This window comes from Echinicola shivajiensis (assembly GCF_018642165.1).
GTDB lineage: Bacteria > Bacteroidota > Bacteroidia > Cytophagales > Cyclobacteriaceae > Echinicola > Echinicola shivajiensis.
In genome coordinates this window covers 324,846-339,870 of sequence record NZ_JAHHZM010000002.1, presented here as the reverse complement: position 1 = coordinate 339,870, position 15,025 = coordinate 324,846, and the positions used below count along the sequence as shown (strand labels likewise).

General features: G+C 38.0%; 14 protein-coding genes. 8 read left to right on the top strand and 6 right to left on the bottom strand.

Translation table 11 applies throughout. The annotated features are described in order from the left end of the window. Nucleotides 1–8 precede the first annotated feature (8 nt). A complete protein-coding gene (locus tag KMW37_RS05915) occupies nt 9–986 on the top strand; it encodes a M23 family metallopeptidase (RefSeq protein WP_215223687.1) in 978 nt (325 codons plus the stop codon). A 392-nt stretch (nt 987–1,378) separates the two neighbouring features. Here KMW37_RS05915 and KMW37_RS05910 read toward each other — a convergent pair whose 3' ends face one another. Further along, nucleotides 1,379–2,416: a LacI family DNA-binding transcriptional regulator gene (locus KMW37_RS05910; protein ID WP_215223686.1), complete on the bottom strand. Its 1,038-nt coding sequence runs from the start codon at nt 2,414–2,416 to the stop codon at nt 1,379–1,381. Nucleotides 2,417–2,924: 508 nt separating this feature from the next. Here KMW37_RS05910 and KMW37_RS05905 point away from each other — a divergent pair. The 3 genes from KMW37_RS05905 to KMW37_RS05895 all read left to right on the top strand — a co-directional run bounded on the left by KMW37_RS05905 (nt 2,925) and on the right by KMW37_RS05895 (nt 5,623). Beyond that, nucleotides 2,925–4,352: a sensor histidine kinase gene (locus KMW37_RS05905; protein WP_215223685.1), complete on the top strand. Its 1,428-nt coding sequence runs from the start codon at nt 2,925–2,927 to the stop codon at nt 4,350–4,352. Next, entirely contained in the window at nt 4,352–5,038 is a 687-nt protein-coding gene (locus KMW37_RS05900) for a LytR/AlgR family response regulator transcription factor (RefSeq protein ID WP_215223684.1), read from the top strand. The genes KMW37_RS05905 and KMW37_RS05900 overlap by 1 nt, the downstream gene beginning before the upstream one ends. 150 nt (nt 5,039–5,188) lie before the next feature. Next, on the top strand, nt 5,189–5,623 hold the full coding sequence (locus KMW37_RS05895) for a hypothetical protein (RefSeq protein ID WP_215223683.1): 435 nt from the start codon (nt 5,189–5,191) through the stop codon (nt 5,621–5,623). Nucleotides 5,624–5,779: 156 nt separating this feature from the next. Here KMW37_RS05895 and KMW37_RS05890 read toward each other — a convergent pair whose 3' ends face one another. Both KMW37_RS05890 and cfa read right to left on the bottom strand, forming a co-directional pair. After that, the gene (locus tag KMW37_RS05890; RefSeq protein ID WP_215223682.1) at nt 5,780–5,983 is read right to left on the bottom strand and encodes a YwbE family protein; all 204 of its coding nucleotides are present in this window, start codon (nt 5,981–5,983) and stop codon (nt 5,780–5,782) included. Nucleotides 5,984–6,115: 132 nt separating this feature from the next. Beyond that, a complete protein-coding gene (gene cfa / locus KMW37_RS05885) occupies nt 6,116–7,252 on the bottom strand; it encodes a cyclopropane fatty acyl phospholipid synthase (RefSeq protein WP_215223681.1) in 1,137 nt (378 codons plus the stop codon). Nucleotides 7,253–7,819: 567 nt separating this feature from the next. On the opposite strand from cfa, the gene KMW37_RS05880 reads away from it, so the two are divergent. The 3 genes from KMW37_RS05880 (at nt 7,820) to KMW37_RS05870 (ending at nt 10,402) form a co-directional block, all read left to right on the top strand. Then, nucleotides 7,820–9,358, top strand: coding sequence for a SulP family inorganic anion transporter (locus KMW37_RS05880; protein ID WP_215223680.1), 1,539 nt, complete (start codon nt 7,820–7,822; stop codon nt 9,356–9,358). A 209-nt stretch (nt 9,359–9,567) separates the two neighbouring features. Continuing rightward, nucleotides 9,568–9,987 carry a hypothetical protein gene (locus tag KMW37_RS05875; protein ID WP_215223679.1) on the top strand — a complete coding sequence of 140 codons (420 nt, stop codon included), beginning with the start codon at nt 9,568–9,570 and terminating at the stop codon, nt 9,985–9,987. Between the two features lie 34 nt (nt 9,988–10,021). After that, nucleotides 10,022–10,402 (top strand): nuclear transport factor 2-like protein, encoded by a 381-nt coding sequence (locus tag KMW37_RS05870; RefSeq protein ID WP_215223678.1) that lies wholly within the window; start codon nt 10,022–10,024, stop codon nt 10,400–10,402. Nucleotides 10,403–10,456: 54 nt separating this feature from the next. Here KMW37_RS05870 and gap read toward each other — a convergent pair whose 3' ends face one another. Together gap and KMW37_RS05860 are read right to left on the bottom strand one after the other, a co-directional pair. Beyond that, nucleotides 10,457–11,461 carry a type I glyceraldehyde-3-phosphate dehydrogenase gene (gene gap, locus KMW37_RS05865; protein WP_186756731.1) on the bottom strand — a complete coding sequence of 335 codons (1,005 nt, stop codon included), beginning with the start codon at nt 11,459–11,461 and terminating at the stop codon, nt 10,457–10,459. Between the two features lie 320 nt (nt 11,462–11,781). Then, entirely contained in the window at nt 11,782–13,188 is a 1,407-nt protein-coding gene (locus KMW37_RS05860) for an alpha/beta hydrolase family protein (protein ID WP_215223677.1), read from the bottom strand. A 100-nt stretch (nt 13,189–13,288) separates the two neighbouring features. Here KMW37_RS05860 and KMW37_RS05855 point away from each other — a divergent pair, with 100 nt between their 5' ends. After that, on the top strand, nt 13,289–13,519 hold the full coding sequence (locus KMW37_RS05855) for a DUF3820 family protein (protein ID WP_215223676.1): 231 nt from the start codon (nt 13,289–13,291) through the stop codon (nt 13,517–13,519). 55 nt (nt 13,520–13,574) lie between these two features. On the opposite strand, the gene KMW37_RS05850 is transcribed toward KMW37_RS05855, so the two are convergent. Further along, nucleotides 13,575–14,807, bottom strand: a complete 1,233-nt coding sequence (locus tag KMW37_RS05850; RefSeq protein ID WP_246581356.1) for a S8 family peptidase — start codon at nt 14,805–14,807, stop codon at nt 13,575–13,577. Between the last annotated feature and the right edge of the window lie 218 nt (nt 14,808–15,025).

The following is a 15,025-nucleotide window of genomic DNA, read 5'->3' as shown; positions in this document are numbered from 1 at the left end:
ATTTAATAATGAGTAGGATAAAATATTACTACGATCCAAAAACCTGTAAATACGAACGATACACAAAAAGCAAATGGGATGTGCTTTTGGGCGTATTAGGTTTCCTTTCCCTTTCCTCCATTACTGCAGTAGGGATCTTATTAGTATTCAGTTATTATTTCGACAGTCCCAAGGAGCTTTTGCTTAAAAAAGAAAATGAAGAGTTAAAGCTTTATTATCAAATGATGAATACTGAAATCAACCGCCTAAACGGTATGATGGGAGATTTGAAGGAAAGAGATGATAATTTATATCGTGTGATCTTTGAATCAGAACCCATCCCAAGATCCATTAGAGAAGCTGGCTATGGAGGAAGTGACCGATATGCAGAACTCAAAGAAAAAGGCTTACGTCAAGAGCAGCTGATCATAGATGTGCTGGAAAAAGTAGGTAAGCTTAAAAAGCAAATGTATGTGCAGTCACTTTCATATGATGAGTTAGCGGAAACAGCACTGAACAAAGAAGAATATTGGGCTTCCATCCCGGCCATTCAGCCTATACACAATGAAGATCTCAACAGACTGGCCTCTGGTTTTGGCATGAGATTGCACCCTATTCTAAAAGTAAGGAAAATGCATCCAGGCATTGATTTCTCTGCTCCAAAAGGAACCCCCATTTATGCCACAGGAGATGGAAAAATTGTCGAAGTCAAAACTGAATTTGGGGGTTATGGAAAATCCATTGTTATTGACCATGGTTTCGGGTTCAAAACACGGTATGGTCATATGAATGAATTCTCCGTGAGAAAGGGCCAAACTGTCAAAAGAGGTGATGAAATTGGCAAAGTAGGAAATACAGGGACTTCTACCGCTCCACATGTGCATTATGAAGTAATTAAGGACAATCGAAAAATCAATCCTGTTAACTATTTCTTCAAAGACTTGGAGCCTTCAGAGTTTGATAAAATACTTGAACTGGCCTCCAGAGAAAACCAATCGCTATCATAGATTCGGAATAGAAAAGACATAAAAAATCCCTATAGAGTTAAACATATTTAATTCATGGGGATTTTTTCTTAGTAAATTAAATAAACCGCTACAAAAGCAATGATATACCCCCCTAAAAAACAAAAAAAGAAAGGCTCGGATAATCGTAACTTTTTATAGTCGGGCCAATGTTGATGCGAGTATTTGTAGCTTAACTTCCTAAAATACTTTTCTGGATAAATTGACAATAAGCTCAGTCCAAACAATAAGGTCAGAGTTATCAGGGTAAAGGCTATCTCCATGTCCATTTAACTTTTCATCAAGTTACATTTCTTTCAGGACTAGAGCCAATTTTCAGCTCGCAAATTAAGGAAATATTAAGTAAAAGTTATCAATAATTAATCAATGACATTTCAAACCGTTGACTTTACATTTTTAACTGATTCTCTGACGATTAGATCAGCATTTAGCACTACTCTTTCATTTGGACTTTCCATGCCATTATTTATCTTATCCAGTAATAACTGCATCGCCTTTTCTCCTATTTCATAGCCAGGCTGATCAACCGTGCAAAGCGTTGGGCTAACTATTTCTCCCAATTTCCAATTACTGAAACCTATGATACCAACTTCATCAGGAACTTTAATGTTTTTTTCACGCAAATACTTCATCACACCTAATGCCACTAAATCCGTGACACAGAAAAAAGCATCAGGAGGCTCAGGAAGACTCAATAGTTCCTGTGCAAAATGATATCCCTCCTCTTCTGTTAATAAATCACAAACCTTAACATATTCCTCATTGACTTCTTTTCCATAATTCTCAAGTGCTTCCGCATACCCCCTATATCGTTCATTGGAATGTTGAACGATCAATCTCCCTCTAATATGGGCGATCCTTTGATAACCCAAATCCATCAAATGACTGACTGCCTGATAGGCACCGGCATAATCATTAACGATCACCTTTGGGGTGTCAAACTGGTCACTGATCTTATCCACTTGAATCACTGGAATATCTGCGGCAACGAAATCCTCCAAATGGCTGACTTCATCAGTTTCATTGGACAAAGAAATAATCACTCCATCTACCCTACTATTCAGCAAGGCCTTGGCCACTTTTTTCTCATCATCTACATGCTCATTCGATTGGCAAATCATCACATTATACCCATATTCATTGGCCTCCTTTATCACACCACTAATAATGGTAGAAAAAAACTGGTGCACCAGCTCAGGAATGATCAAGCCAATATTAAAAGTCTTGCTCTTACGAAAATTAACAGCCAATAAATTGGGGACATAGTGATGCTTATCAGCATAATCTTTTACCAGCTTAATGGTCTCCTTGCTGATATCAGGGTGAGATTTTAATGCCCTAGATACAGTAGAAACTGCCAGTCCTAATTCCCGGGCAATATCCTTAAGTGTTAATTGATGCTTTTCCGACATGAATTTGCTTTAATTTTAACAAATCTAAAAATTTATAGCGATTATTCATCCTACTTGGCTTTATGGCCACTACAACGAAATATTCTCAATAGAGCTTATTCATTTCTGGTACCAAAAAAGACTCCCAAATCATATAAAATTGAATCGTTAATCTGGATATTTTGGGTGATTTCCTTTAGTTTGACAGGCAGGACAAATCTTGTTTTAACATACACATTCCCAAGCATTCAAGCAAAACTCCATCAAATTAATTTAGAATTCATTTAAATAATAATCACGAAATTGGTTGCACAACCGATTGCGGGAATTTTGGGCTTGCAGCTTAGCTATATTTTAGACTACATTAGTGGAACTGAACTCAAGAAATTATAATCATACCTATCAAACCCCTATTAGGTGACCAAATGGTCACCTTTTTTTATCCCATTTATAAAGGGGTTGATCACATTTTTTTGTGGGATTTTAAAGGAGCACTTATCATTGCCCTTATATTTTACATGCAAATACTATGAGAGAAAAACCTTTAAAATTTAGACCCATTGAATTATGGCTGGTAGCCATAGCCTTTTTCCTGATTATCCTGAGCAATATTCTAGGTGCTAAAGTAGGAATAAGCTCCCTTAATCATGAACATAAGGAAATGGCAAGATATATGGCTTTTGTATTTATGCCTGCTATTATGTTTGTGGCATTCTATATTATGCATATGAAAGTCATCCCAATGTATAAAAGGGAGCATAAATTATGGAAACTAATCCTTTTTGGGGCATTGCTGTTTTTTGCATCATGGTTTCTAATTGGTGCCTTTTATGTTGGCGCTAATTTTGGCAACGATATTATTATTCCATTTTATTTTTCCGGAATAGCCCTTTATGCCGGCTATTTTATTGTAGTAAGTTTCCTAAAAAACCTTACTCTAAACAGTTCAAAACCTAACTACCTCACCTACAATATCTTAAGACTAACCACAGCGTATATTTTCCTTTGCATATTCCTCTTCAAATTCCATCAATATATCCACTTCTTTATCACCATTATCTATTTGTTTATTATACCTGCGATCTTGCTGATTCTTCTATACAATTATTTCTTGATCCATAGAAATAGAGAATTAGGGAGTTTAAAATTGGCCAAGTTCTATTACTGGCTATTGCCGGCATTAATTGCTTTGGTTTTTATTACGCTTACCGGGATTACTGAAGAGGAAGAAGTATTGATTGTTGGAATTGTATCCATAATCGTCCTGATGTTGGTCATCAACCCCATTTCCAACGCCATATTCAGGAAATACCAAAATTATATTGAAACCCTGGATAATTTAAATATTCAACTTGAAGAAAAGACGACTGATCTCAAGCAACTCAGAAACCAGATCAATCCACATTTTCTATTTAATGCCCTAAATACAATTTATGGGATCTCTTTACAGGAAGACGCTGAAAAAACAGCTGAAAGTGTACAAAAACTGGGAGATATGATGCGATTCATGTTACATGAAAACACGCAGGACACCATTCCTTTGGACAGGGAAATTGATTATCTGATCAATTATGTGGACCTTCAGGAACTAAGAATCCAGGAACAGGAAAACATTGAAATACTCTTTAGCAGAAATGAGGATCACTGTAAAGGAAGCATCTCCCCAATGCTATTAATACCTTTTATAGAAAATGCCTTCAAACATGGTATTAGTCTTCAAAAAAGGTCTTGGATTAAAATAAGCTTAAGATGCCTAGAGGGTTCTCTTCATTTGGACATCAATAATAGCATACATCGAAAAAGTGGCGATGATCCTGAGCACAGACCTTCCGGAATTGGACTACAAAATGTGAAACAAAGGTTAAAACTACTCTACCCTAACAGACATGAGCTGGTTATCCGGGAAAATGATTTAGAATATTTTGTACATTTATCCATACAACTGACAAAAAGTTAATGCTAAAAGCTATAGCCATAGATGACGAACCCTTAGCCTTGGAAGTAATAAAAAGCCATGCTTCCAAGGTAAATTTTATCCAACTTGAAAAATTATTTACCAACGCCTTCGAAGCCTTGGATTATCTGCAAAACCATCCCGTAGAACTTATTTTTCTGGACATAAAAATGCCAGACATTTCTGGGATGGAGTTTGCTACTCTTCCAGCTAATAAGCCCATGGTCATTTTCACCACGGCTTATTCTGAGCATGCGGTCAAAAGCTTTGAATTGGACGCTATTGATTACTTATTGAAACCATTTTCATTGGCCAGATTTACCAAAGCCTGTACCAAGGCAAATGAACTATGGATGCTGAAGAACCAAAGTAAAAGTGAGGAAATCCCTTACCTTTTTCTAAAAACAGGCTTTGAACAGGTCAAAATACAAATTAAGGACATTCTATTTTTGGAAGCAGCAGGCAATTACGTCACCTTTCAAACACATGAAAACAAAATCATGACCCGAATGACCTTTAAGGAAGCTGAAAAACTCCTGCCACAAAATTTCTGTCGCATACATCGGTCTTTCATAGTGCATAAGTCTAAAATTGACAAAATTGAAAGACATCAGGTCACAGTAGACAAGTTTACTGTTCCGATAGGGACCAATTATGCCGATAACCTTTCAATGGATAATTTAAACTAAGCTATTTTCAAGTTCTTAAAAAAGCAGGTGTTTTTGGTTATTCCGAATCCAACAAATAAATCTTCCTAGTCGATTAAACTATTGCAAAAACATTAAAATCTCCTAAGTTTTGCGTTAATTTGGGGCGGAAAAAAAACACTAAAAAATAACATGCAAACAGGAATTCAACACCTTCATTCCGGAATGGCTTACTTAGTCCTTGCGGGTCTGGCCATTGTTTTTATTTATGCCTTAATTGGCGCATTGGGCAATAGAGAATTTACTGATAAAAGCCGTAAATTTGGTTTGATTGGATTGATCCCCGCTCATATTCAATTGATCGCTGGAATAGCCATCTATTTCATCAGCCCTCTAGGCTTTTCTAATTTATCAAGTGGGAACGCTATGGGAGATGCTGTCAGCAGACTTTATGCCCTTGAACACCCTTTGATCAATATCATTGCTATCATTTTGATTACAGTAGGTTATAGCAGAGCTAAGAAATTGAACAATAGCAAAGCAAGGTATAGAAGTCTTTATATGTTCTATGGTATTGCCCTACTCTTGATCCTTTCAAGAATTCCTTGGAGTGCTTGGTTGGCGTAAATATTAAAAGGAGCTTTGTAGCTCCTTTTTTTTATTTTTAGTAAACTCTTAATATTCGGTATCTCACATGAGCTTAGTTCAAATTGATTATAACATCTAATTATTCATTAAAGGTGTTTGTCCCTAATCAAATTTGTTCGCCCCTGAGGAAACCGATTAATCCTCCTCAATGATATTTTTCACTCTTCCTACTTCACCGGTATCCAACTGAACCTTTATTCCATGCGGATGATTTGGAGACTTGGTCAATATACGCTTTACAAGCCCATCAGTAAGTTCACCAGTCCTTTGATGGTGTTTTTGAACAATTTCCACAAAATCCCCTATTTTAATATCTTTTCTATTTCTACCGTCAAGCATGATAGCATTTTAATCTTTAACTAATTCACATTCGATCTCCTCAAAATAAAGTTTCGATGAGACGAATTAAAGGAAATTAATTGAATTCAACTATCTCAAATGCCTAATACTTACATAACCTCCATAATAATTCTAATATTGCCCTTGCCATAAATTCCTTACAGCCCTATATTCTGAATTAAAAGTATCCTTAACCATGACTATCTGCCATAAGTGATTCTCTCGGGACCGGAATGAACCCGCACAACAGGTGAGGTAATACTGCCACATTCTATAAAACCTTTGGTCATAATTCCCTTTTAAGCTTTTCCATGCTGCTCTAAACCTGTCAAGCCAAGCCATAAGCGTATAATCATAATAGGTTCCAAAGCTGTGCCAATCCTCTATTTGAAAATATCCTTCCATGGCTCTCGTGAGTTGAGCCGCAGAAGGGATTAGGCTATTGGGAAAAATATATTTATCAATCCATGGATCTGTGGACTCAAAAGATGTGTATTTCCCTATGGTATGTAGAAGGCTAATTCCGTCGTCTTTCAAATTATCATGAACCACTTCCATATAGCGTTGATGATTTTTGACACCTACATGTTCCATCATTCCGATGGACAGTATTCGATCAAATGTTTCGTGGATTTCACGGTAATCCTGCAAGCGGATATCTACGTCCAATCCCCTGCAGTGTTCGCGGGCCAATATTGCTTGGTTTTCAGAAAGGGTCAGTCCTACCACGCTTACTTGATAATGCCGAGCAGCATAGGCCGCAAATCCACCCCATCCACAGCCTATATCTAGTACTCGCATTCCAGCTTCCAACTTTAACTTCTGGCAGATCAGCTCAAGCTTTTTCTCCTGCGCATCATCCAAATCCCTTGCCTCATCCCAATATCCACAACTATACATCATATGCTTGTCCAACATATTCTGATATAGCGTATTACCTATATTATAATGCTGAACCACAATCTCTTTGGACCGCCTAATATTTTGGAGATTAAACAATTTGGCCTTAAAGACTTGCCAAATCATCCTGAAATCACCTTTAATTCTTTGATGCAATTTGGCCCTTAGAAGTTTATTGAAAAATTCATCCAAAGCCTCACATTCCCACCAACCATCCATATAGGACTCTCCCAATCCTAGGGAACCTTTACTGAGCACCCTTTTATAAAACCGTTGGTCCATCACATGAATATCATAGGGAGCAGTCCCATCAACACAAATGCCTGCATGGGCTAAAAGTTCTTTAATCGTATTTTGATAAGCGTCCATGGCGGTGTCTTTTTAATTACACAAACCTTAAATTGCTCTGATAAAACAAAGAATTAGTAGAATTCATCCTGAGAAAAAAGGGATTTCCCATATATAATTTATTAAAATACTGCCAAGAATTAAAGCTTTTTTAGTTCTTTTCAATTCCTATAATATGCAAATAGTTGGGTGACACTCACCATTTAAACCTGCCATTTAACGAAACACTAATTTTATTTTAAATTATTCAATCACCATAATAAAACACAGTACAAACAATAAAAAACACACCGTTTTATTAACAAAACAGCAACACAACAAACTCATATGCAACGCTTTAACCTTCACAATAATTTCACCAAGCGATAGTTCGCTGCCCTTTAATGAAATTTTATTCTGTTTTTAAAAAAAACAATTACCTTTGTACCACTTATGACAACCATTGCCACAATAAAACCTATCCCTACCCCACCCTGATCTGCGGTGGCTTTTTTAACCCACCCGATATTTAACCAATGTTTCGGAAAATAACAGTGGCCCAAACATTCTAAACATACAATCTTACCATACCAATTAAACCAAAAAGACATGACACAAATGTTCTTTAACCTTTTTCGTCCTAAGCAATCAACACTAAAGGATGAAGTACTTTCAGGCTTAACTGTTGCTCTGGCATTAGTACCTGAAGCCGTAGCTTTCTCTCTTATCGCTCAAGTATCTCCTTTGATTGGATTATATACAGCCTTTTTTATTGGGTTGATCACTGCAATGCTTGGAGGAAGGCCAGGGATGATTTCAGGTGCCACTGGCGCTATTGCTGTTGTCGTGGTGGCCTTGGTGGTGAGTCATGGTGTAGAATATCTCTTTGCAGCGGTTATACTGATGGGCATTATCCAGATTTTGGTAGGCGTATTGAAACTTGGAAAACTGATCCGTTTGGTCCCACATCCTGTAATGTATGGATTTGTAAATGGTTTGGCCGTAATCATTTTCACAGCTCAATTTGAGCAATTCAAAATCCAGACTGCTCCAGGTGTCAAAGAATGGATTTCAGGTCCTCCTATGTATATCATGCTCGGTCTGGTTATCCTTACTATGGTGATCATCAAATTCCTTCCAAAAGTTACAAAGGTTATCCCTTCTGCCCTAGCTGCCATATTGGTCATTTCCGGTATTGTAATTTTGGGTGGTGTTGACACCAAGACCGTTGGAGACATGGCCTCCATCTCAGGTGGGCTTCCAGAATTTCATTTACCAATGGTGCCTCTAAACTGGGAAACTCTGATGGTAGTTCTTCCCTATTCTGCTATTATGGCGGGGGTAGGACTGATTGAAAGCTTATTGACCTTGACCTTGGTAGATGAGATTACTGAAACTCGTGGTAATGGAAATAAAGAATGTATCGCGCAAGGCGTGGCCAATGTGACTACCGGTTTCTTTGGTGGAATGGGTGGATGTGCCATGATCGGCCAAAGCTTGATTAATGTCAATGCTGGTGGTAGAAACAGGATTTCAGGAATTGTAGCAGCCTGCGGTTTACTGACATTTATCCTTTTCTTCTCATCCTATATAGAAATGATCCCTATGGCCGCCCTAGTAGGACTGATGTTTATGGTGGCCATAGGAACTTTCGAATGGGCATCCCTTAAAATCTTCAAAAAAGTACCTTTTACCGATGTTTTGGTGATGATTGTAGTGACCTTGGTGACCATCTTCTTGCACAATTTGGCCTTGGCGGTATTGGTTGGTGTGATCATTTCTGCCTTAGTATTTGCTTGGGAAAACTCCAAGATGATCCGTGCCAGAAAAACCATTGATAAAAACGGTGTAAAGCACTATGAAATCTATGGACCATTATTCTTTGCCTCTGCACTTACATTTGGTGAAAAATTTGACCCTACCAATGATCCTGACGAAATCATTATCGATTTTGCTGAAAGCCGCATTGTGGATCACTCTGGTATAGATGCAGTTCACAAGGTAACTGAAAGGTACAATAAAGTAGGAAAGACTGTCTATATCCGTCATTTGAGCACAAGCTCCAAAACCTTATTGGAAAAAGCAGAAAAAATCATCAACGTCAATTATGCAGACGATGATCCTAGTTATAAAATCGTAATGGACTGATCCATTATAGCGCAATAAAATACTAAGCAGCGGTTTTTAAGATCGCTGCTTTTTTTTGTCAACACAGAATTTCAAACAACTACACCTATTTACTTTATATAAATAAAACACTATAATCCAACTTATTACAAATACAGAATCACTTCTTGAATTATAAAAATATGACTAAATTTAAGTACTGATCTATTAACATTTTAAACCCAAATACTATGAAGGCCTTCGAAAATGCAAAAACATTCTTTCACAACTGTGAATCTGCCAAAGGATGGGAAGCATGTAAAAGTTATGTTGCTGAAAATGCAAAATTTAATGCCCAAAGTGAAGCCCTAAACGATATAACAAAAGTACAAGATTATGTAAATTGGGTGGAACATTTAAGCAATATTACCATGCCCGGTTCTACCTATAATTTGCACGCTTCAGCTTATGATGAATCAAATAGCACCGCTTTATTCTTTTCCACCTTTACTGGAAAACATTCCGGAGATGGAGGACCTATAGCTCCTACCAACAAAACTACAAATTCAGAGTATGTTTATGCCCTAAAAATGAATGGTGAAGGTAAGGTAGAAAGTATGACCAAAATTTGGAATTCTTCTTGGGCAATGCGTGAACTTGGGTGGATGTAGATTTTCTATAAGTTTTTTAAAAAAATATTGTTGAATGGCGAAAATAATTTCAAGTCCTAATTGTGGAAACTCCCCAAAAATGGAGTTTTTAAAATCTTTCAATATAGCCTTTGCAGAGGGAAATATGGATTTTATCATAGAAGGCATATCGGACGAAATCATCTGGAATATTATAGGGGACAAAAAAATTACCGGAAAGGAAAATTTTGAGGGTGAACTCCCAAATATGAAAACAAACAAAGTTGCTGAATTAGCCCTACATCAAATATTGTCTCATGGAAAAGAAGGAGCTGTGAACGGGACAATGAAAATGCAGAATGGAAAGCAATATGCATTTTCCGATTTTTATCAGTTTAGCAGTGCGAAAGGCAATATGATTAAGTCTATCACTTCTTATATAATAGAAATAAAATAAGCCAGCTCGAAATCAATCAAGCTGGCTTTTATATGTTCAAGGTTGAATAACCTCTTATTTGCTAGCGATATAAGCTACTAGGTCAACAACTTTGTTAGAGTAACCCCACTCATTATCATACCAAGACACCAATTTCACGAACTTGTCGCTCAACTGAATACCAGCACCTGCATCGAAGATAGAAGTTCTAGCGTCACCGATGAAGTCGTTAGAAACAACTGCATCTTCAGTGTAACCCAAGATACCTTTCAATTCGCCATCTGCAGCTTCTTTCATTTTAGCACAGATCTCTTCGTAAGTAGCTCCTTTTTTCAATTTAACAGTAAGGTCAACTACAGAAACGTCAGGAGTTGGAACTCTAAACGCCATACCAGTCAATTTACCATTCAATTCAGGAATTACTTTTCCTACCGCTTTAGCAGCACCAGTAGATGAAGGGATGATGTTTTGACCAGCACCACGTCCACCTCTCCAGTCTTTCACAGAAGGACCGTCAACAGTTTTCTGAGTAGCAGTAGTTGCGTGTACAGTAGTCATCAAACCTTCTTCGATACCCCAGTTGTCATTCACCACTTTAGCCAATGGAGCAAGACAGTTGGTAGTACAAGAAGCGTTAGAAACGAACTGCATATCTGAAGTGTAAGAAGATTCGTTTACACCCATTACGAACATAGGAGTGTCATCCTTAGAAGGAGCAGACATGATCACTTTCTTAGCACCAGCTTCGATGTGACCTTTAGCTGAATCCTTAGTCAAGAAAAGACCAGTAGATTCTACTACGTATTCAGCACCAACATCAGACCACTTAAGGTCAGCAGGATTTCTTTCAGCAGTTACACGGATTGCATTACCGTTTACAACCAACTGGCCATCCTTAACTTCTACGTCTCCCTTGAAGATCCCGTGAGTAGAGTCATACTTCAACATGTAAGCCATGTAATCTACGTCAACTAGGTCATTGATACCCACAATCTGAATATCATCTCTCTCTTGGGCAGCGCGGAAAACCAGTCTACCAATTCTTCCGAATCCGTTAATTCCTACTTTAATCTTTGTCATTTTTAGTAAGGTTAATAGGTAAAATTATGTTGTTATTTTCGACTTATGATTACAGCATCCAAATTCCACACATATGGTTTGCAAAAATGCCAAATGCTTCCTGCAGTACTTTAGCTTTGGACGGCTGTTTTTAACTATGCCAAATTTATTGAATTAATATTTAGGAAGGAAATTAAGGCTTCATTAATCTGCCTTTTGGCTAAAGTTTTTCATCTTTTTTTGATCAAAATTGAAATTCTTGCAAGAAATCTTTACCAAACCCTCAAACTTTTCATAAAAAATGGATTTCTACATGAAAATCAACAATTATCCATACATCCTTACAATTCGTTAATCCAAGCCACTATATCCGCCAATACTTCTTCATTAAAGGTCTCCTCGATTTGGGCATATTCATCTATAGCTCCTGTTTCGGCAGTTTGGAACAGGTGATTTAGTCCAGGATATAGCTTTATGCTGATATTGTCCATACCTTCATTCTTTTTAATTTCTTCCAAAGATTGATAATTGATCCCCCCATTTACCTGTATATCCTTTTCTGCAAATATTGCCAATACGGGAATCTTTGTCTGACCAATATAAGGCTGGGGGTCAAATTTCATAAAATTGAAATACCACGGTGAAATCATCTGACTATAGGCATCTTCCAATTCCTGGATCTGCTCTTGACTCAGGGAATCCAGCTTATTCACCTCCTGTAAGTGAGTCCTCAAAGCCACGGTCAAATTCCCTTTTAAATCATTAAAGTCTTCTGTTTCCTCAAACACTTTATAAAGCACCTCATTAATTTTTCTTTGTTCTTCAATCAAATCCTCTGAAGCCCCATAGGACTCTAGTACATCCTGACTTTGTTGCATCATCAGTTCAGAAATAGGAACAGTCGGACCAGCTAAAGAAACCGCAAAGCCCATTCCCTTGGTCTCTGCCGCCATTATCCAGGCAATCATCCCTCCTTCACTATGCCCGATTACACCACTCTTTAATTGATTGACAAAAGGAAATTTCTTCAAATGATTCAGGGCTACCTCAGCATCTTTCTCAAAATCGAAACTATTGGCTTCAGCAAAATCCCCCTCCGACTCGCCTACTCCCCTTTCATCATACCTCAAGACTGCGATTCCATTCTTAGTCAAATAATCCGCAATGACCAAAAATGGCTTATGGCCAAATATTTCTCCATTTCTATTTTGCTCTCCAGAACCACTGACCAAAACAACGGCAGGAAAGGGCCCCATCCCTTTGGGCTTCGTAATGGTACCTTTTAACTTTATACCTGCTTTCAAATTTTGAAAACTGGTTTCAATAACATCATATTCAAAGGGTTCTATGGGTTCCTGCGGCTTTGGGGCGCCCAACAATTCTTCCTCCGCCATTCTGATCAGATCCAAAGGAATTTCTACTCCAGATTGAGTAAAGGTACCTTTGATGGTATCATTCATCAATACCCCCTCATAGGTGATTTTAAATTTTTCCAACTCCACAGAAACCATCGTAGCTGCATGCAATACCTTGTCTGCAGCAAGGCCCTTTGCACCCTGAGAAGGGCTGTCCATACTTCCTTTCCATTCGCCAGCCTCCTGCTCAAAATGAAACACTATCGGGAGTTTTCTGGCCATTATACTGAGCTCTCCTTTCCAGCTTCCTTGCAGTTCCTGTGCCTGCACGGATAAAAGAGCTAAAAAACTGATTGAAAAGACAAGAAAATACTTATTCAGACGAAGATTCATGGACTTGATTTAGCTACTACTTGACAGATAGTTATGAATTAAATAACAAATTGTATTCCTAGGAATTTAAAGTTAATACGTTTTTCAGATATCTTCGTCTATGCAAAAAGAAATCCTGCTTGACTTAATAACAAAAAAAATGCCTTTTGGAAAGTATAAGGGAAGGCTTATTTGTGATATTCCTGAGCATTATTTGGTTTGGATGTATAGAAAAGGATTTCCTGAAGGGAAATTAGGCATGTGGCTAAATACTATGTATGAAATTCGCATAAATGGTTTAGAATATTTATTGGTAGAGTTGAAAAAGAAAATCCAATTGGGAGAGATATAAAAAAGGCCTCCCAAAATTAATCGGGAGGCTAATATTTTTTCATTTAATTATCACCTTAGTGAGACGCAATTGGATCAGGGTCATCATCAGGATCACCATTGACCGTTCCACTGCTTTGGATATTTCCCAGTAATAAGATACCCGCTACATGGGGAGCTGCCATGGAAGTACCACTTATCGTATTATACCCTCCATTTTTCCACGTAGACTCTATTGACACGCCCGGTGCACAGTAATCCACTGGTGGATTGGAGAAATTGGAAAAATAGGCGAAGTTATCGTTCTTGTCCATGGCTGAGACGGTGTAAATATTTGGGCCATTTGCTCTTGCAGGGGAATGTCCATTGGCATCTTCATCATCATTACCTGCAGCTAGGCTGAATTTAATCCCTGAGTCGGCTGCATCTTTTACAGCCTGGTCCAATGCATTGGAAACTGGCCCACCCAAACTCATATTGGCCACATCACCGTTTTTTCCATTGGCCTTTACAAAATCCACCCCAGCAATGACCCCTGAATAAGAACCTGAACCTCTTGAATCCAATACTTTTACAGGAACCACTGTAGCTCCAGCAGCAACCCCTATGACACCAATATTATTATTGATCGCTGCAATCGTTCCTGCCACATGAGAGCCATGCCCATTTCCATCATCCAATGATTTGCTATCTTTCCCTGTATTAAAGGCATTAAAGCCCTTCGAGGCATCCACATTCAAATCAGGATGGTCCAGGTCAATACCTGTATCGATTACGAAAGCCACATTATCGCCCGTATAATCTACAGGACCACCAACTCTCGAAATTCCATAGGGAACCATCTCTCCTGAAGGTTCTTCACCACCTCCGCCATTTCCAGGACCTTTTCCTGGAGGCGGAGCCAATGCGATTACCCTGTCTGGCTCAATAAATTTAACACGACTATCGCGACTAAGAAGTTTAAACTGCTGATCAGTTAAATCTACAGCAAACCCCTCCAACGCAGCGCTGAAAACCCTTTCAACATTTTCAGGCGCCACTCGGAAATCTGCAAGCATAGAAGACACCTCCTTGCGCAAAGAAGCTTGCATATCTTCATAACCCCCTTTCCGTCTGAAGTTGATTTTTTGATCGTTCAAAACTACAATATACTTACCTGGAATAACAGTCCCATTGATATCTGCAGCTTGATCTACCAGAGTGGATACCTTTGCTTCCTCCACATCTTGACATGAAGTAAGAACGGCACACAATCCCATTGATAAAACCACAAGAGGCCTTACCATAACTTTTAACAACTGCTTTCTCATCTTCTAGCTATTTAAACAATTAATTAACAAAACAATACAGATCAATTTAACCAAAAACACAGGAAAATCAACTCTGTCTGTGTTATTCTAAAAGCCCTTTAGAACAAAAATTATTAATCAACCGATTTAGCAATTATCATAATTAGTGAATTTACCAAAAATTTTATTTGTCAAACGGTAGTGTCCTTAACCATAAAATTCCCCGCTTAACTGAATTT